Origin of the sequence: Burkholderia sp. LS-044 (assembly GCF_004803625.1) — a bacterium.
GTDB lineage: Bacteria > Pseudomonadota > Gammaproteobacteria > Burkholderiales > Burkholderiaceae > Burkholderia > Burkholderia cepacia.
The window spans coordinates 68,346-84,300 of sequence record NZ_SSWO01000010.1; the positions used below are offsets into that span (position 1 = coordinate 68,346).

Consider the following 15,955-nt stretch of genomic DNA (forward strand, 5'->3'; position numbering starts at 1 on the left):
GCGGCCGGTTCAGGCCCAGCCGAGTGCAGCGAGCGTCATGTCGATCAGCTTGATGAACGGGAACGGCAGCAGCACGCCGCCGAGGCCGTACACCAGCAGATTGCGGCGCAGGAGCGACGCGGCGCCGAGCGGCCGGTACGTGACGCCCTTCAGCGCGAGCGGGATCAGCGCGACGATGATCAGCGCGTTGAAGATCACCGCCGACAGGATCGCGGAGGCCGGCGACGTCAGGTGCATGATGTCGAGCACGCGCAGTTGCGGGTACGTGGTCACGAACGCGGCCGGGATGATCGCGAAGTACTTCGCGATGTCGTTCGCGATCGAGAACGTCGTCAGCGAGCCGCGCGTCATCAGCATCTGCTTGCCGATCTCGACGATCTCGATCAGCTTCGTCGGGTTCGAGTCGAGGTCGACCATGTTGCCCGCTTCCTTCGCGGCCTGCGTACCGGTGTTCATCGCCACGGCGACGTCGGCCTGCGCGAGCGCCGGCGCGTCGTTGGTGCCGTCGCCCGTCATCGCGACGAGCCGGCCGGCCGCCTGGTGCTCGCGGATCGTCGCGAGCTTGGTTTCCGGCGTCGCTTCCGCGAGGAAATCGTCGACGCCCGCTTCCGCCGCGATCGCCGCGGCCGTCAGCCGGTTGTCGCCCGTCACCATCACGGTCTTGATGCCCATCTTGCGCAGCTCCGCGAAGCGCTCCTTGATGCCGCCCTTCACGATGTCCTTCAGCTCGATCACGCCGAGCACGCGCGCCGCACCGTCATGCAGGTCGGCCACGACGAGCGGCGTGCTGCCGCGGCGCGCGACTTCGTCGACCGCGCGGCGCACTTCTTCCGGGAAGCGGCTGCCGTGCGTCTCGACGTAGTGGCGGATCGCATCGGCCGCGCCCTTGCGGATCTCGCGGCCGGGGAGGTCGACGCCGGACATCCGCGTCTGCGCCGAGAAGCCGATGAACGTCGCGTGCAGCTGCGCCATGTCGCGCTGGCGAATGTTGAAACGTTCCTTGGCCAGTACCACGATGCTGCGGCCTTCCGGCGTTTCGTCGGCGAGCGACGACAGCTGCGCGGCATCGGCCAGCGCTTCCTCGGTCACGCCCGGCGCCGGCACGAACGTCGATGCCTGACGGTTGCCCAGCGTGATCGTGCCGGTCTTGTCGAGCAGCAGCACGTCGACGTCGCCGGCCGCTTCCACCGCACGGCCCGACGTCGCGATCACGTTCGCCTGCATCATCCGGCTCATCCCGGCCACGCCGATCGCGGAAAGCAGTCCGCCGATCGTCGTCGGGATCAGGCACACGAGCAGCGCGACGAGCGCGGTGATCGTCACGACGTGGCCGGCCTTCATCGCCTCGACCGAGAACATCGAGAACGGCAGCAGCGTCGCCGTTGCCAGCAGCATCACGATCGTCAGCGCGACGAGCAGGATCGTCAGCGCGATTTCGTTCGGCGTCTTCTTGCGCTTCGCGCCTTCGACCATCGCGATCATCCGGTCGAGGAACGCCTCGCCGGGGTTCGCGGTGACCTTGACGACGATCCAGTCGGACAGCACGCGCGTGCCGCCCGTCACCGACGAGAAGTCGCCGCCCGATTCGCGGATCACCGGCGCGGATTCGCCGGTGATCGCCGATTCGTCGACCGACGCGACACCGTCGACCACCTCGCCGTCGGCCGGGATCACGTCGCCGGCCTCGACCAGCACGACGTCGCCACGACGCAGCTCGGTCGCGGTCGTGATGCGGATCGGCGACTTCGGATGCGGCTCGTTGAGCTTCTTCGCCATCACGTCCTTCTTCGCACTGCGCAGCGACGCGGCCTGCGCCTTCGAGCGCCCTTCGGCGAGCGCCTCGGCGAAGTTCGCGAACAGCACGGTGAACCACAGCCACAGCGCGATCGCGAGGATGAAGCCCGCGGGCGCCTCGGCCTGGCCGGAAAGCGCCGCGATCCACAGGATCGTGGTCAGGATGCTGCCGACGTACACGCAGAACATCACCGGGTTGCGGAACTGCGTGCGCGGCGTGAGTTTCTTGAACGAGTCCACGATCGCCGGGCGCAGCAGCGCCGGATCGAACATGGACCGTGTTGCGGAATGTTGAGTCATTGCGATCTCTTCAATCTCTCGAGTCTTTTCAACGTGTCGCCGCGCGTCATGCGCCCAGCCACATCATCAGGTGTTCGACGCCCGGGCCGAGCGCGAGCGCCGGCACGTAGGTCAGCGCGCCCACCAGCAGCACCGTGCCGAGCAGCAGCACGACGAACAGCGGACCGTGCGTCGGCAGCGTGCCGCTCGTCACCGCGATGCGCTTCTTCGCGGCCAGCGAGCCGGCGATCGCCAGCACCGGCACGATCGTGCCGAAGCGGCCGAACCACATCGCGATCGCGGTCATCCAGTTGTAGAACGGCGTGCCGACCGTCAGGCCCGCGAACGCGCTGCCGTTGTTGTTCGCGGCCGAGCTGAACGCGTACAGGATTTCCGAGAAGCCGTGCGGGCCGGGATTCGAGATGCCGGCCTTGCCCGCATCGGCGAGCACGGCGATCGACGTGCCGACCAGCACGAGCAGCGGCGTGAGCAGCACGACGATCGACACCATCTTCATCTCGTACGCTTCGATCTTCTTGCCGACGTATTCCGGCGTGCGGCCGATCATCAGGCCGGCGACGAACACCGCGAGCAGCGCGAACACGAGCATCCCGTAGAGACCCGAGCCGACCCCGCCGTAGATCACCTCGCCGAGCTGCATCAGCAGCATCGGCACGAGGCCGCCGAGCGGCGTCAGCGAATCGTGCATCGTGTCGACCGCGCCGCACGACGCGGCCGTCGTCGCGACCGTGAAGATGCCGGTCTGCGCGATCCCGAAGCGCGTTTCCTTGCCTTCCATGTTGCCGCCCGGCTGCAGCGCGCCCGTCGACTGGTCGACGTGAAGCGCGGCGAGCGTCGGGTTGCCGCCCTGCTCGGCGCTCACCTCGACGCCGATCGCGAGCACGAACGCGACGGTCATCGCCGCGAGCACCGCGATGCCCTGCCGGCGGTCGCCGATCATCCGGCCGAACACGAGACACAGCGCGGCCGGGATGATCAGGATCGAGAAGATCTGCAGGAAGTTCGCGAACGGCGTCGGGTTCTCGTACGGGTGCGCGGAGTTCGCGTTGAAGAAGCCGCCGCCGTTGGTGCCGAGCATCTTGATCGCTTCCTGCGACGCGACCGGGCCCATCGCGAGCGTCTGCTTCGTGAGCGGGGTCGGCACCGTGACCGCGTTGCCCTTGTCGTCCTTCACCGGATTGCCCTGCGCGTCGAGCTTCGGCGCCGCATAGGTGCTCGCCTGCAGCACCGGCACGTCCTGGTACGCCTTCATGTTCTGGATCACGCCCTGGCTCATCAGCAGCGCGGCGACGATCATCGACATCGGCACGAGCACGTACATCGTCACGCGCGTGAGGTCGACCCAGAAGTTGCCGATCGTCTGCGCGGTATGACGCGCGAAGCCGCGGATCAGCGCGATCACGACGACGATGCCGGTCGCCGCCGACAGGAAGTTCTGCACGGTCAGGCCGAGCATCTGCGTCAGGTAGCTGACGGTCTGCTCGGGTGTGTAGTCCTGCCAGTTCGTGTTGGTGACGAAGCTGACGGCCGTGTTGAACGCGCCGTCGACCGTCATCGCACCGAATTGCTGCGGGTTGCCGGGCAGGAAGCCCTGCAGGCGCAGCAGGCCGTAGAGGAACAGCGCGCCGAGCGCGTTGAACGCGATCGTCGCGATCGCGTACTGCTTCCAGTTCATCTCGCTGCCGGCGTCGACGCCGGCAATGCGGTACAGCGCGCGCTCGAGCGGCCCGAACACGCGCACGACGCGCGAACTGCCGTCCATCACGGCGGAAAGGTAGCGCGCGACCGGCACGGCCGCCGCCAGCAGCACGACGACGAAGAGCAGCGTCTGAAACAGGTTGTTCGCGTTCATTCGATGTCCTCCGCGCGCAGCAGCGCAAAGACGAGATACGCGAACAGCAGCGCCGTCGAGGCGCCCGCCAGCCAGAGCATCCAGGTCATGCTCGCCCCCCGCGACCGTATTGCACGAGCTTGTCGCAACCGGCAACCAAACCGAGGATCAGCGTGGTGAAGAGCACCAGTGCGCCGATGAAAACCCCATCCATTTTTTTGTTCTCCATCGTCGAAATCAGACGACTAGAACCTTATGGGAACGCACGTAAAGGACGGGTCAAAGGTATCGGGGCGGGTATAAAAAACGTGTAAACGCGGGCGGCGGGGAACGGCGGGCGGAACGATGGGCAGGACGGGCGACACGCCGGTGCCGCCCGCCGGGAGGGCGTGCCGACATGATGCCGGCACGAAGGGATGTATCAGGGAACGAGGATCGTCGAGCCGGTGGTCTTGCGCGACTCGAGGTCGGCATGCGCGCGGCCGACTTCCGCGAGCGGATAGCGCTGGTTGATGCTGGTTTTCACCTTGCCCGACAGGATCACGTCGAACAGCTCGGCGGCCGCGGATTCGAGATCGGCGCGCTTCGCGATGTACGAGAACAGCGTCGGCCGCGTGAAGAACAGCGAGCCGCGCGACGAGAACTCCTTCGAATCGATCGCCGGCAGCGGGCCCGACGCGTTGCCGAAGCTGACGAAGTAGCCGAGCGGCGCGAGGCAGTCAAGCGAGCCGATGTAGGTGTCCTTGCCGATCGAGTCGTAGACGACGGGCACGCCCGCGCCGTTCGTGATCTCCTTCACGCGCTGCGTGAAGTTCTCGCGCGTATAGACGATCGGATGGTCGCAACCGTGCGCCTTCGCGAGCGCGGCTTTCTCGTCGGAGCCGACCGTGCCGATCACGGTCGCGCCGAGCGCCTTCGCCCATTGGCACACCAGCAGGCCGACGCCGCCGGCCGCCGCGTGGATCAGGATCGTGTCGCCGGCCTTCACCGGGTACGTGCGGCGCAGCAGGTAGTGCGCGGTCAGGCCCTGCAGCATCACCGACGCCGCGTCGTCGTAGCTGATGCCGTCCGGCAGCTTCACAAGCCGCTCGGCCGGCATCACGCGTTCCTGCGCATACGCGCCCGGCGGCTGCCCGACGTACGCGACGCGGTCGCCCGCCTTGAGCGCGGTCACGCCTTCGCCGACGGCCGTCACCTCGCCCGCCGCCTCCATCCCGAGACCGCCGGGCAGCGGCTGCGGATAAAGGCCGGTGCGGAAATACACGTCGATGTAGTTGAGCCCGACCGCGTGCTGCCGAATGCGGACTTCACCCGCCTTCGGCTCGCCGACCTCGACATCGACCCACTTCATCACGTCCGGGCCGCCCGGCTGGTCGTATCGGATTGCTTTCGGCATCGTTTCGCTCCTTGTCTGTCTGTCGGTCAGGGAAATGGTCGGATCGCCGACGCACGGCGCCGACCGATGCAGGCAACAGCCGGCGGCAGGCGCGTCGCGACGCACGATTCTCGCCCGACGCCGCCGTCCGTGCATGGCCCTGCCCGCAACAGGGGCAATCGGGCCACGCTGCGGGCCAGGGCCTGCGCTGGCCCTAGCAGCGGTCCTGCATGTTCCGCGCCAGATCGTCGAGCAGCATCCGCGCCGTCGCGACGTTGGTCGCGACCGGCACGTCGTGCACGTCGCACGCGCGCACGAGCGCGGTGATGTCGGGATCGTGCGGCTGCGCGGTCATCGGGTCGCGCAGGAACACGACGATGTCCACGCGGCCGTCCGCCAGTTCCGCGCCGATCTGCAGGTCGCCGCCGAGCGGCCCCGACAGCTTGCGCTCGACCTCCAGCCCGTGCGCGTCCGCGATGCGGCCGCCCGTCGTGCCGGTCGCGACCAGCCGGCATTGCGCGAGCGTCGCGCGGTATTCGCCCGCGAGCGCGACGATCTCGTCCTTCTTCGCGTCGTGCGCAATCAAGGCGATGCGGGTTTTGCTCATCTCCGGTTCCTTCGTCGTTCGGTTGTTGTCGTGATCGTGATTCGAGACACGCGCGTCAGAACGTGCCCGGATACGCGCCGCCGTCGAGCAGCCAGTTCTGCCCGGTGATGTAGCCGGCATGCACGCTGCACAGGAACGCGCACGCCGCGCCGAACTCTGCGCGCGTGCCGAGGCGGCCGGCCGGGATCTCCTTCGTGCGCCGCGCGCGCATCTCGTCGACCGTCACGCCCTGCGCCTTCGCCGACGCGGTGAGCGTGGTCGCGATCCGGTCGGTGTCGAACAGGCCCGGCAGCAGGTTGTTGATCGTCACGCCCTGCCCCGCGACCTTGCGCGACAGCCCCGCGACGAAGCCGGTCAGCCCCGAGCGCGCGCCGTTCGACAGCGCGAGCACGTCGATCGGCGCCTTCACTGCCGAACTGGTGATGTTGACGATCCGACCGAAGCGGCGCGCGATCATCCCGTCGAGGGTCGCGCGGATCAGCTCGATCGGCGTCAGCATGTTCGATTCGAGCGCACGGATCCAGTCGTCGTGCGAGAAGTCGCGGAAGTCGCCGGGCGGCGGGCCGCCCGCATTCGTCACGAGAATGTCCGGCTGCGGGCACGCGGCGAGCGCGGCCGCACGCCCGTCCGGCGTCGTGATGTCGCAGGCGACCGCGGTCACCGACACGTTCGCGCCGGCGCGGATCTCCTCCGCGGTTTCCTCCAGCGTGTCGCGCGTGCGCGCGACGATCACGAGGTTCACGCCCTCCGCGGCCAGCGCTTCCGCGCAGCCGCGACCGAGCCCCTTGCTTGCCGCGCACACGAGCGCGGTCTTTCCTTCGATGCCGAGATCCATCGTCGATTCCTTGGTGGCGACACGCACCGGCGCGGCCCGGCTGCTTCGGCGCCCGGACCACGGGCGGGCCAGGCAGGCGAACGGGCGGGCGCAGGCGCGCGGATTGTCGTGAGACGTCGATATTATCCGGATCATGCGGCGCGCCTTGGTAAAATTGCGGACATAAGCGCGCGGCCGGCTTGCGCCCGCCCCCGCCCCCGATCCTCTTTTGCCGCCAAGGCGCCCCGTCATGAAACAGGACAGCCGTTTCCCGAATCTCTTCATCACCGATCACCCGCTGATCCAGCACAAGCTCACGCACATGCGCGACAAGGACACGTCCACCCGCACGTTCCGCGAGCTGCTGCGCGAAATCACGCTGCTGATGGGCTATGAGATCACCCGCAACCTGCCGATTACCACCAAGCGGGTCGAAACCCCGCTCGTCGAGGTCGACGCGCCGGTGATCGCGGGCAAGAAACTGGCGATCGTGCCGGTGCTGCGCGCGGGCATCGGGATGTCGGACGGCCTGCTCGATCTGGTGCCCTCCGCGCGTGTCGGCCATATCGGCGTGTACCGCGCCGACGACCATCGCCCGGTCGAATACCTGGTGCGCCTGCCGGATCTGGAAGACCGCATCTTCATCCTGTGCGACCCGATGGTCGCGACCGGCTACTCGGCCGTGCACGCGGTCGACGTGCTGAAACGCCGCAACGTGCCGGCCGCGAACATCATGTTCGTCGCGCTGGTGGCCGCGCCCGAAGGCGTGCAGGTGTTCCAGGACGCGCACCCCGACGTGAAGCTGTTCGTCGCGTCGCTCGATTCGCACCTGAACGAGCACGCGTACATCGTGCCGGGCCTGGGCGACGCGGGCGACCGCCTGTTCGGCACCAAGAACTGAGCCCCGGCACGGCCGCGCGGCGCGCGGCCCGGCTCGCGGCGGCCCACCCGGCCGTTCGGCCATGCGCGGCGGCCCCGATCCGGCGGTCGCCGCGTGATAAAATCTCGATCCACTCGACACGCGCGGCCCCGCGGCTTCATGCCCGCCGACACGGCCGCCGACTCAACGACACATTGAAACAATCGCCCGCGCTGCGCGCCCGGGCACGGAGAAAGGTATGGCTGGTCATTCGAAATGGGCCAACATCAAGCATAAGAAGGCAGCGGCCGACGCGAAGCGCGGCAAGATCTGGACCCGCCTGATCAAGGAAATCCAGGTCGCGGCGCGCCTCGGCGGCGGCGACGTCAACTCGAACCCGCGCCTGCGTCTCGCGGTCGACAAGGCGGCCGACGCGAACATGCCGAAGGACAACGTCAAGCGCGCGATCGATCGCGGCGTCGGCGGCGCGGACGGCGCGAACTACGAGGAAATCCGTTACGAAGGCTACGGCATCAGCGGCGCGGCGATCATCGTCGACACGCTGACCGACAACCGCACCCGCACGGTCGCGGAAGTCCGCCACGCGTTCTCGAAGTTCGGCGGCAACATGGGCACCGACGGCTCGGTCGCGTTCATGTTCGATCACGTCGGCCAGTTCCTGTTCGCCCCCGGCACGTCGGAAGACGCGCTGATGGAAGCCGCGCTCGAGGCCGGCGCGAACGACGTGAACACGAACGACGACGGCTCGATCGAAGTGCTGTGCGACTGGCAGGCATTCTCGGCGGTGAAGGACGCGCTCGAAGCCGGCGGCTTCAAGGCCGAACTCGCCGAAGTGACGATGAAGCCGCAGAACGAAGTCGAATTCACCGGCGACGACGCAGCGAAGATGCAGAAGCTCCTGGACGCGCTCGAGAACCTCGACGACGTGCAGGACGTGTATACGAACGCCGTCATCGTCGAGGAATGAGATGCCGGCCGCCGCGCACCCTTTGCGGCGGCGGCCCGATCGAATCCGCGGCCGGCGCGCCTGAGCGTGCCGGCCGCCCTGTTTTCTAGTCTGCGGGGAATCCCATGAAACTACTCGTCGTCGGTTCCGGCGGCCGCGAACATGCGCTGGCGTGGAAGCTCGCGCAGTCGCCGCGCGTCCAGATGGTCTATGTCGCGCCCGGCAATGGCGGCACGGCACAGGACGAGCGTCTGAAGAACGTCGACATCACGGCGCTCGACGAACTCGCCGATTTCGCGGAAAGCGAAGGCGTCGCGTTCACGCTCGTCGGGCCGGAAGCGCCGCTCGCGGCCGGCATCGTCAACCTGTTCCGCGCACGCGGCCTGAAGGTCTTCGGCCCGACCCGCGAAGCCGCGCAGCTCGAGAGCTCGAAGGATTTCGCGAAGGCGTTCATGAAGCGCCACGGCATCCCGACCGCCGAGTACGAAACGTTCTCCGACGTCGCCGCCGCGCACGCGTACATCGACGCGAAGGGTGCGCCGATCGTCGTGAAGGCCGACGGCCTCGCGGCCGGCAAGGGTGTCGTCGTCGCGATGACGCTGGAAGAAGCGCATCAGGCCGTCGACATGATGCTGTCGGGCAACAAGCTGGGCGACGCCGGCGCGCGCGTCGTGATCGAGGAATTCCTCGACGGCGAGGAAGCCAGCTTCATCGTGATGGTCGACGGCAAGCACGCGCTGGCGCTGGCTTCCAGCCAGGACCACAAGCGCCTGCTCGACGAGGATCGCGGCCCGAACACCGGCGGCATGGGCGCGTATTCGCCCGCGCCGATCGTCACGCCGCAGATGCACGCACGCGTGATGCGCGAGATCATCATGCCGACCGTGCGCGGGATGGAGAAGGACGGCATCCGCTTCACGGGCTTCCTGTATGCGGGCCTGATGATCGACAAGGAAGGCAATCCGCGCACGCTCGAGTTCAACTGCCGGATGGGCGACCCGGAAACGCAGCCGATCATGGCGCGCCTGAAGAGCGATTTCTCGAAGGTCGTCGAGCAGGCGATCGCGGGCACGCTCGACACGGTCGAGCTCGACTGGGACCGCCGCACCGCGCTCGGCGTCGTGCTGGCCGCGCACGGTTATCCGGACGCGCCGCGCAAGGGCGACCGCATCAACGGGATCCCGGCCGAGACCGAACAGGCGGTCACGTTCCATGCGGGCACGACGCTCGACGGCGACAAGCTGACGACGTCCGGCGGCCGCGTGCTGTGCGTGGTCGGCCTTGCCGATTCGGTGCGCGAAGCGCAGCAGCATGCGTACGACACGATCAACCAGATCAATTTCGAAGGCATGCAGTACCGCCGCGACATCGGCTTCCGCGCGCTCAACCGCAAGAGCGCGTAACGTTGCAACCGCCGCCCCGCCCTCGCGCGGCGGCGGGTCCTCTGCCGGGGTTCGATAGAATGCCCGGCAGATGCCTTTTTCACGGCCCCCGCTTCGCACGGGGGCACCCAGTCCAGACATGACCGATTCGACCTACGACGTGACGCGCGTGCGCACGTACCTCCAGGGCCTGCAGACACGCATCGCCGACGCGCTCGGCGCGCTCGACGGCACGCCGCTCGCGACCGATGCGTGGCAGCGCGGGCCGCAAGAGCGCCTGCGCGGCGGCGGCTGCACGCGGATTCTCGAAGGCGGCCGCGTGTTCGAGCGCGCGGGGATCGGTTTTTCCGACGTCGCGGGCGACGCGCTGCCGCCGTCGGCGAGCGCCGCGCGTCCGCAGCTGGCCGGCCGCGGCTTCGAGGCGCTCGGCGTGTCGCTGGTGCTGCACCCGCGCAATCCGTACTGCCCGACCGTGCACATGAACGTGCGGATGCTGATCGCGACGAAACCCGGCGAGGCGCCGGTCTTCTGGTTCGGCGGCGGGATGGATCTGACACCGGTTTATCCGTTCGAGGACGACGCGCGGCATTTCCACCAGACCTGCAAGGACGCGCTCGATCCGTTCGGCGCCGAGCTTTATCCGCGTTTCAAGGCGTGGTGCGACGAGTATTTTTTCCTGAAGCACCGCAACGAGACGCGCGGCGTCGGCGGGATCTTCTTCGACGATTTCTCCGAGCCCGGATTCGAACGCTCGTTTGAGATGATGCAAAGCGTCGGCGACGCGTTCCTGAACGCCTACCTGCCGATCGTCGAGCGTCGTGCCGCGCTGCCGTACGGCGAGCGCGAGCGCGACTTCCAGGCTTACCGGCGCGGCCGCTACGTCGAATTCAACCTCGTGTTCGACCGCGGCACGCTGTTCGGCCTGCAAAGCGGCGGCCGGACCGAATCGATCCTGATGTCGATGCCGCCGGTCGCGAACTGGCGCTACAACTGGCAGCCCGAGCCGGGCTCGCCGGAAGCGCGCCTGAGCGAGTTCCTCGTGCCGCGCGACTGGGTCTGAGCCCGCCGCGCCTCGCCGCCCCAAGAACAGGACACGTTTTTCTGGACACCATCGCCCGCCCCGCCCCGCTGCCGCGTCGTATCGGCTTGCTGGGCGGCACTTTCGACCCGATCCACGACGGCCATCTCGCGCTCGCGCGCCGGTTCGCCGGGCTGCTCGGCCTGACCGAACTCGTGCTGCTGCCCGCCGGGCAGCCGTACCAGAAGCGCGACGTGTCGGCCGCCGAGCATCGGCTCGCGATGACCCGCGCGGCCGCCGGCTCGCTGTCCCTGCCGGGCGTGACCGTGACCGTCGCCACCGACGAGATCGAGCACGCCGGCCCGACCTACACGGTCGAGACGCTCGCGCGCTGGCGCGCGCGGATCGGCCCGGACGCGTCGCTGTCGCTGCTGATCGGCGCCGACCAGCTCGTGCGCCTCGACACGTGGCGCGACTGGCGCACGCTGTTCGACTACGCGCACATCTGCGTGTCGACGCGCCCGGGCTTCGATCTCGGCGCGGCGCCGCCGGACGTCGCGCGGGAAATCGCCGCGCGGCAGGCCGGCGCCGACGTGCTGAAGGCCACGCCGGGCGGCCACCTGCTGATCGATACGACCCTTTCGTTCGACATCGCCGCGACCGACATCCGCGCACACCTGCGCGAATGCATCGCGCGCCATGCACAAATGCCCGACGCATCGGCCGAGCATGTGCCGGCCGCCGTATGGGCCTATATTCTTCAACATCGCCTCTACCATTCCTGAATCCATGGATATTCGCAAACTGCAGCGCGTGATCGTCGACGCCCTCGAAGACGTCAAGGCGCAAGACATCAAGGTGTTCAACACCAGCCACCTGACCGAACTGTTCGACCGCGTGGTGGTCGCTTCGGGCACCTCCAACCGCCAGACCAAGGCCCTCGCGTCGAGCGTGCGTGACAAGGTCAAGGAAGCCGGCGGCGACATCGTCAGCTCCGAAGGCGAAGACACCGGCGAATGGGTGCTCGTCGACTGCGGCGACGCGGTCGTGCACATCCTGCAGCCGGCCCTGCGCCAGTACTACAACCTCGAGGAAATCTGGGGCGACAAGCCCGTGCGGATGAAGCTCGGCGGCGGCAAGGGGAACGGCTTCGCCACGGCCAGCGAAGGCGACGAGGACGAGGAAGAAGCCGCGCCCGCACGCCCGGCGCGCAAGACGGCCGCCCGCCGCCGTTGAGCCCCGAGTCGTTACGCGTCTCCCGATGAAGCTTTTCATTCTTGCGGTCGGCCACAAGATGCCGGGCTGGATCGCGTCCGGCTTCGACGAATACACGAAGCGGATGCCGCCGGAACTGCGCATCGAGTTGCGCGAGATCAAGCCCGAACTGCGTTCGGGCGGCCGCAGCGCCGAGAGCGTGATGGCGGCCGAGCGGCAGAAGATCGAGGCCGCGTTGCCGAAGGGCGCGCGCCTCGTCGCGCTCGACGAGCGCGGCCGCGACTGGACCACGATGCAGCTCGCGCAGGCGCTGCCCGGCTGGCAGCAGGACGGCCGCGACGTCGCGTTCGTGATCGGCGGTGCCGACGGGCTCGATCCGGAACTGAAAGCACGTGCCGACGTGCTGCTGCGCATCTCGAGCATGACGCTGCCGCACGGGATGGTGCGCGTGCTGCTCGCCGAACAGCTTTACCGGGCGTGGAGCATCACGCAGAATCACCCCTACCACCGCGCATGACGTGTCGTCCTCGAGACGCGCGCCTCGCGCGCTCACCGAGATAACGACACCATGCCGTCCAGCACGTCCCCCGCACTTTTCCCGACCCTTTACCTCGCTTCACAAAGCCCGCGCCGCCAGGAGCTGCTGCAGCAGATCGGCGTACGCTTCGAGCTGCTGCTGCCGCGCCCCGACGAGGACGCCGAAGCGCTCGAGGCCGAACTGCCCGGCGAAGCCGCCGATGCCTACGTGCGGCGCGTGACCGTCGCCAAGGCCGAGGCCGCGCGTGCGCGCCTCGTCGCGAGCGGCAAGCCGGCCTCGCCGGTGCTGGTCGCCGATACGACCGTCACGATCGACGGCGCGATCCTCGGCAAGCCGGCCGACGCCGACGACGCGCTCGCGATGCTCACCCGCCTCGCGGGCCGCGAACACGAAGTGCTGACGGCCGTCGCCGTGATCGATGCCGACGGCCAACTGCTGCCGCCCGCGCTGTCGCGCTCGTCGGTGCGCTTCGCGGCCGCGTCGCGCGATGCATATGCACGCTACGTCGAATCGGGCGAGCCGTTCGGCAAGGCCGGCGCGTATGCGATCCAGGGGCGCGCCGCCGAGTTCATCGAGCGAATCGACGGTTCCCATTCAGGTATCATGGGTCTGCCCCTTTTTGAGACCGCGGCGCTGTTGCGCGCCGTGCGTGTCGCCTTCTGAATCCCACCATGAACGAAGAAATCCTGATCAACCTCACGCCGCAGGAAACGCGGGTCGCACTCGTCCAGCAAGGCGCGGTGCAGGAGCTTCACGTCGAGCGCACGCTGTCGCGCGGGCGGGTCGGCAACATCTATCTCGGCAAGGTCGTGCGCGTGCTGCCCGGCATGCAGTCGGCATTCATCGACATCGGCCTCGAGCGCGCGGCGTTCCTGCACGTCGCCGACATCTGGCATCCGCGCCTCGCAGGCGAGCCGCAGTCGGGCACGCCGCACCAGCCGATCGAAAAGACCGTGTTCGAGGGCCAGACGCTGATGGTCCAGGTGATCAAGGATCCGATCGGCACGAAAGGCGCCCGGCTGTCGACGCAGGTCAGCATCGCGGGCCGCACGCTCGTCTACCTGCCGCAGGAGCCGCATATCGGCATCTCGCAGAAGATCGAGAGCGAGGCCGAGCGCGAAGCCGTGCGCGCACGGCTGACCGCCGTGATCCCGCCGGACGAGAAAGGCGGCTACATCGTGCGCACGATCGCCGAGGATGCGACCTCCGACGAACTCGCCGGCGACGTCACGTACCTGCGCAAGACGTGGGCGACGATCGTCGGGCAGGCGCAGCGGCTGCCGGCGACGAGCCTGCTGTACCAGGATCTCGATCTCGCGCAGCGCGTGCTGCGCGATTTCGCGAACGACGACACGACGCGCATCCAGGTCGATTCGCGCGAGACCTACCAGCGCCTGTCCGAATTCGCGGCCGAGTTCACGCCGGCCGTGAGCCCGAAGCTGCACCACTACACGGGTGAACGGCCGCTGTTCGACCTGTACAACATCGAGACGGAGATCCAGCGCGCACTGTCGCGCCGTGTCGACCTGAAGTCGGGCGGCTACCTGATGATCGACCAGACCGAGGCGATGACGACGATCGACGTGAACACGGGCGGTTACGTCGGTGCGCGCAACTTCGACGACACGATCTTCAAGACCAACCTCGAGGCCGCGCACACGATCGCGCGGCAGCTGCGGCTGCGCAACCTCGGCGGGATCATCATCATCGACTTCATCGACATGGAGAACGCCGAGCATCGCGACGCGGTGCTGTCCGAGCTGAAGAAGGCGCTGTCGCGCGACCGCACGCGCGTGACGGTCAACGGCTTCTCGCAGCTCGGGCTCGTCGAGATGACGCGCAAGCGCACGCGCGAATCGCTCGCGCACGTGCTGTGCGAACCGTGCCCGACCTGCCAGGGCAAGGGCCAGGTGAAAACGTCGCGTACCGTGTGCTACGACATCCTGCGCGAGATCCTGCGTGAGTCGCGGCAATTCAACCCGCGCGAATTCCGCGTGATCGCCGCGCAGCAGGTGATCGACCTGTTCCTCGATGAGGAATCGCAACATCTCGCGATGCTGATCGACTTCATCGGCAAGCCGGTGTCGCTGCAGGTTGAGTCGAATTTGAGCCAGGAGCAGTACGACATCGTGCTGATGTAACGGCCGTTCGAGTCCGGTTATTTCGTGTGAGCGGTTAGCGTTGCGGCCGGCTCGATCGCATTGCTGTCCCAACGGCCGAGCCGCATCGCTTCCTCCAGCATGCCGAGCGTCAACGGCACGCGCGGTGGTTTGCGATAACGCTCGGAAAACATCGCGAGAAACGTCGTCACCCTATCCTGTTCCTCCGGGCCGAAATAGCGGCCGCAGGGAAAATCGCCGGCCTGCACGCCAAACGTTTCGGCCCACTTGTCGATAAATTCGATTGCGTCGATTCCGGTCACATACAGATCCTCTTCGAGGCGTGACGACGGAGCGATCTTCAGTTCGCCGCCGAACAACGGGCGACCCAGTTCTTCGCGCGTGAATGCGGCCGGCTTTTTCCACATATCGGTCGGCATTTCAGAATCCCGGAAAAACAGGCCGCCCGCCTCGAGATCGATACGTCCAATGAACGCATTGCGATCGTCCGACATGCGACCCTCGTTGTCGTTCGAGTAGCCGCCGGCCATAGCAAAGCCGAGGCAGCCCGCCGTCCCTGTATCATTCGGTCATGCGCGCGATGAGCCGCCGGGCCAAGCCGCATCACGAAACGCCCATCGCGTCAATGTTCACGAATGGTTTCACGATCGCCTCCGCGATGACACGCGATCGAGACGGCGCCATGCGTCATCCTTTCGCTGCCGCCTCCGGCCGCACGATCCATTCCCCTCTCATTCACTCACCACACACCATGAGCCAAGGCCACAACCGCCGCCAGCGCAAGAAACTCCACATCGGCGAATTCCAGGAACTCGCGTTCAACGCAACCGCGCACTACCGCAACGAACTGACCGACCTCGAACGCGGCCAGCTGATCGACGCGTTCATCGACTTCGTCGAAGCGAACGGTCTGCTGACCGTCGCGTCGGCGGACGAAGGCATCGGCGCGTACGTGATCTCCGGCGCACCGCGCGGCACGACGACCGACGCCGATCGCGAACTCGTGCGCGGTTGGCTCGCCGCCCGTCCGGAACTGACCGACGTGCAGGTCAGCGAATTCTCCGACGCGTGGTACCCGGAAGCCTGACGCCCCGGTTTCCCCCTGCTTTCATGCAGCGCCCGCGCCTGCCCGCCA

General features: G+C 67.6%; 18 protein-coding genes. 10 read left to right on the plus strand and 8 right to left on the minus strand.

Annotated features, from left to right (window positions below):
• Positions 1-9 precede the first annotated feature (9 nt).
• The 7 genes from kdpB to E9536_RS24740 all read right to left on the minus strand — a co-directional run bounded on the left by kdpB (position 10) and on the right by E9536_RS24740 (position 6,742).
• Positions 10-2,094, minus strand: coding sequence for a potassium-transporting ATPase subunit KdpB (kdpB, locus tag E9536_RS24715; RefSeq protein ID WP_060357719.1), 2,085 nt, complete (start codon positions 2,092-2,094; stop codon positions 10-12).
• A 46-nt stretch (positions 2,095-2,140) separates the two neighbouring features.
• A complete protein-coding gene (gene kdpA / locus E9536_RS24720) occupies positions 2,141-3,946 on the minus strand; it encodes a potassium-transporting ATPase subunit KdpA (protein WP_027786840.1) in 1,806 nt (601 codons plus the stop codon).
• Positions 3,943-4,035 (minus strand): K(+)-transporting ATPase subunit F, encoded by a 93-nt coding sequence (gene kdpF / locus E9536_RS24725; protein WP_006752209.1) that lies wholly within the window; start codon positions 4,033-4,035, stop codon positions 3,943-3,945. The genes kdpA and kdpF overlap by 4 nt, the downstream gene beginning before the upstream one ends.
• Positions 4,032-4,154 carry a hypothetical protein gene (locus E9536_RS42560; RefSeq protein ID WP_279628091.1) on the minus strand — a complete coding sequence of 41 codons (123 nt, stop codon included), beginning with the start codon at positions 4,152-4,154 and terminating at the stop codon, positions 4,032-4,034. Before E9536_RS42560 ends, kdpF begins: the two co-directional genes overlap by 4 nt.
• Positions 4,155-4,346: 192 nt before the next feature.
• Positions 4,347-5,321, minus strand: coding sequence for a quinone oxidoreductase (locus tag E9536_RS24730; protein ID WP_059688483.1), 975 nt, complete (start codon positions 5,319-5,321; stop codon positions 4,347-4,349).
• Between the two features lie 193 nt (positions 5,322-5,514).
• Positions 5,515-5,907 carry a methylglyoxal synthase gene (locus E9536_RS24735; RefSeq protein ID WP_059697949.1) on the minus strand — a complete coding sequence of 131 codons (393 nt, stop codon included), beginning with the start codon at positions 5,905-5,907 and terminating at the stop codon, positions 5,515-5,517.
• 55 nt (positions 5,908-5,962) lie between these two features.
• Positions 5,963-6,742, minus strand: a complete 780-nt coding sequence (locus tag E9536_RS24740) for an SDR family oxidoreductase (protein WP_027786835.1) — start codon at positions 6,740-6,742, stop codon at positions 5,963-5,965.
• Between the two features lie 229 nt (positions 6,743-6,971).
• Between E9536_RS24740 and upp the strand changes: the two genes are divergently transcribed.
• The 9 genes from upp (at position 6,972) to rng (ending at position 14,841) form a co-directional block, all read left to right on the plus strand.
• Positions 6,972-7,622 carry a uracil phosphoribosyltransferase gene (gene upp, locus E9536_RS24745; protein ID WP_011352740.1) on the plus strand — a complete coding sequence of 217 codons (651 nt, stop codon included), beginning with the start codon at positions 6,972-6,974 and terminating at the stop codon, positions 7,620-7,622.
• 217 nt (positions 7,623-7,839) lie between these two features.
• Positions 7,840-8,568, plus strand: coding sequence for a YebC/PmpR family DNA-binding transcriptional regulator (locus E9536_RS24750; RefSeq protein ID WP_011352741.1), 729 nt, complete (start codon positions 7,840-7,842; stop codon positions 8,566-8,568).
• Between the two features lie 104 nt (positions 8,569-8,672).
• Complete coding sequence (gene purD / locus E9536_RS24755) at positions 8,673-9,950, plus strand: phosphoribosylamine--glycine ligase (protein WP_021161100.1); 1,278 nt, start codon at positions 8,673-8,675, stop codon at positions 9,948-9,950.
• A gap of 118 nt (positions 9,951-10,068) precedes the next feature.
• Positions 10,069-10,989: an oxygen-dependent coproporphyrinogen oxidase gene (gene hemF, locus E9536_RS24760; RefSeq protein WP_060357720.1), complete on the plus strand. Its 921-nt coding sequence runs from the start codon at positions 10,069-10,071 to the stop codon at positions 10,987-10,989.
• Positions 10,990-11,030: 41 nt separating this feature from the next.
• A complete protein-coding gene (locus tag E9536_RS24765) occupies positions 11,031-11,732 on the plus strand; it encodes a nicotinate-nucleotide adenylyltransferase (RefSeq protein ID WP_060193461.1) in 702 nt (233 codons plus the stop codon).
• A gap of 4 nt (positions 11,733-11,736) precedes the next feature.
• Positions 11,737-12,183: a ribosome silencing factor gene (gene rsfS / locus E9536_RS24770; protein WP_027786832.1), complete on the plus strand. Its 447-nt coding sequence runs from the start codon at positions 11,737-11,739 to the stop codon at positions 12,181-12,183.
• A 25-nt stretch (positions 12,184-12,208) separates the two neighbouring features.
• On the plus strand, positions 12,209-12,679 hold the full coding sequence (gene rlmH, locus E9536_RS24775; protein ID WP_006484265.1) for a 23S rRNA (pseudouridine(1915)-N(3))-methyltransferase RlmH: 471 nt from the start codon (positions 12,209-12,211) through the stop codon (positions 12,677-12,679).
• 51 nt (positions 12,680-12,730) lie between these two features.
• Positions 12,731-13,363: a Maf family protein gene (locus E9536_RS24780; RefSeq protein WP_136471040.1), complete on the plus strand. Its 633-nt coding sequence runs from the start codon at positions 12,731-12,733 to the stop codon at positions 13,361-13,363.
• An 8-nt stretch (positions 13,364-13,371) separates the two neighbouring features.
• A complete protein-coding gene (rng, locus tag E9536_RS24785) occupies positions 13,372-14,841 on the plus strand; it encodes a ribonuclease G (RefSeq protein ID WP_021161094.1) in 1,470 nt (489 codons plus the stop codon).
• Positions 14,842-14,858: 17 nt separating this feature from the next.
• Here rng and E9536_RS24790 read toward each other — a convergent pair whose 3' ends face one another.
• Positions 14,859-15,239 (minus strand): DUF1493 family protein, encoded by a 381-nt coding sequence (locus E9536_RS24790; protein WP_136471118.1) that lies wholly within the window; start codon positions 15,237-15,239, stop codon positions 14,859-14,861.
• Between the two features lie 332 nt (positions 15,240-15,571).
• On the opposite strand from E9536_RS24790, the gene E9536_RS24795 reads away from it, so the two are divergent.
• Complete coding sequence (locus E9536_RS24795; RefSeq protein ID WP_027786829.1) at positions 15,572-15,907, plus strand: 50S ribosome-binding protein YggL; 336 nt, start codon at positions 15,572-15,574, stop codon at positions 15,905-15,907.
• Positions 15,908-15,955: the final 48 nt, after the last annotated feature.

Coding starts and splice junctions, on each gene's coding strand:
- E9536_RS24740 (WP_027786835.1), bottom strand. CDS start 6,742: ATGGATCTCGGCATCGAAGGAAAGACCGCGCTCGTGTGCGCGGCAAGC.
- E9536_RS24790 (WP_136471118.1), bottom strand. CDS start 15,239: ATGCCGACCGATATGTGGAAAAAGCCGGCCGCATTCACGCGCGAAGAA.
- kdpF (WP_006752209.1), bottom strand. CDS start 4,035: ATGACCTGGATGCTCTGGCTGGCGGGCGCCTCGACGGCGCTGCTGTTC.
- rsfS (WP_027786832.1), top strand. CDS start 11,737: ATGGATATTCGCAAACTGCAGCGCGTGATCGTCGACGCCCTCGAAGAC.
- upp (WP_011352740.1), top strand. CDS start 6,972: ATGAAACAGGACAGCCGTTTCCCGAATCTCTTCATCACCGATCACCCG.
- kdpA (WP_027786840.1), bottom strand. CDS start 3,946: ATGAACGCGAACAACCTGTTTCAGACGCTGCTCTTCGTCGTCGTGCTG.
- E9536_RS42560 (WP_279628091.1), bottom strand. CDS start 4,154: ATGGAGAACAAAAAAATGGATGGGGTTTTCATCGGCGCACTGGTGCTC.
- kdpB (WP_060357719.1), bottom strand. CDS start 2,094: ATGACTCAACATTCCGCAACACGGTCCATGTTCGATCCGGCGCTGCTG.
- E9536_RS24730 (WP_059688483.1), bottom strand. CDS start 5,321: ATGCCGAAAGCAATCCGATACGACCAGCCGGGCGGCCCGGACGTGATG.
- E9536_RS24795 (WP_027786829.1), top strand. CDS start 15,572: ATGAGCCAAGGCCACAACCGCCGCCAGCGCAAGAAACTCCACATCGGC.
- purD (WP_021161100.1), top strand. CDS start 8,673: ATGAAACTACTCGTCGTCGGTTCCGGCGGCCGCGAACATGCGCTGGCG.
- E9536_RS24780 (WP_136471040.1), top strand. CDS start 12,731: ATGCCGTCCAGCACGTCCCCCGCACTTTTCCCGACCCTTTACCTCGCT.
- rlmH (WP_006484265.1), top strand. CDS start 12,209: ATGAAGCTTTTCATTCTTGCGGTCGGCCACAAGATGCCGGGCTGGATC.
- E9536_RS24750 (WP_011352741.1), top strand. CDS start 7,840: ATGGCTGGTCATTCGAAATGGGCCAACATCAAGCATAAGAAGGCAGCG.
- hemF (WP_060357720.1), top strand. CDS start 10,069: ATGACCGATTCGACCTACGACGTGACGCGCGTGCGCACGTACCTCCAG.
- E9536_RS24735 (WP_059697949.1), bottom strand. CDS start 5,907: ATGAGCAAAACCCGCATCGCCTTGATTGCGCACGACGCGAAGAAGGAC.
- rng (WP_021161094.1), top strand. CDS start 13,372: ATGAACGAAGAAATCCTGATCAACCTCACGCCGCAGGAAACGCGGGTC.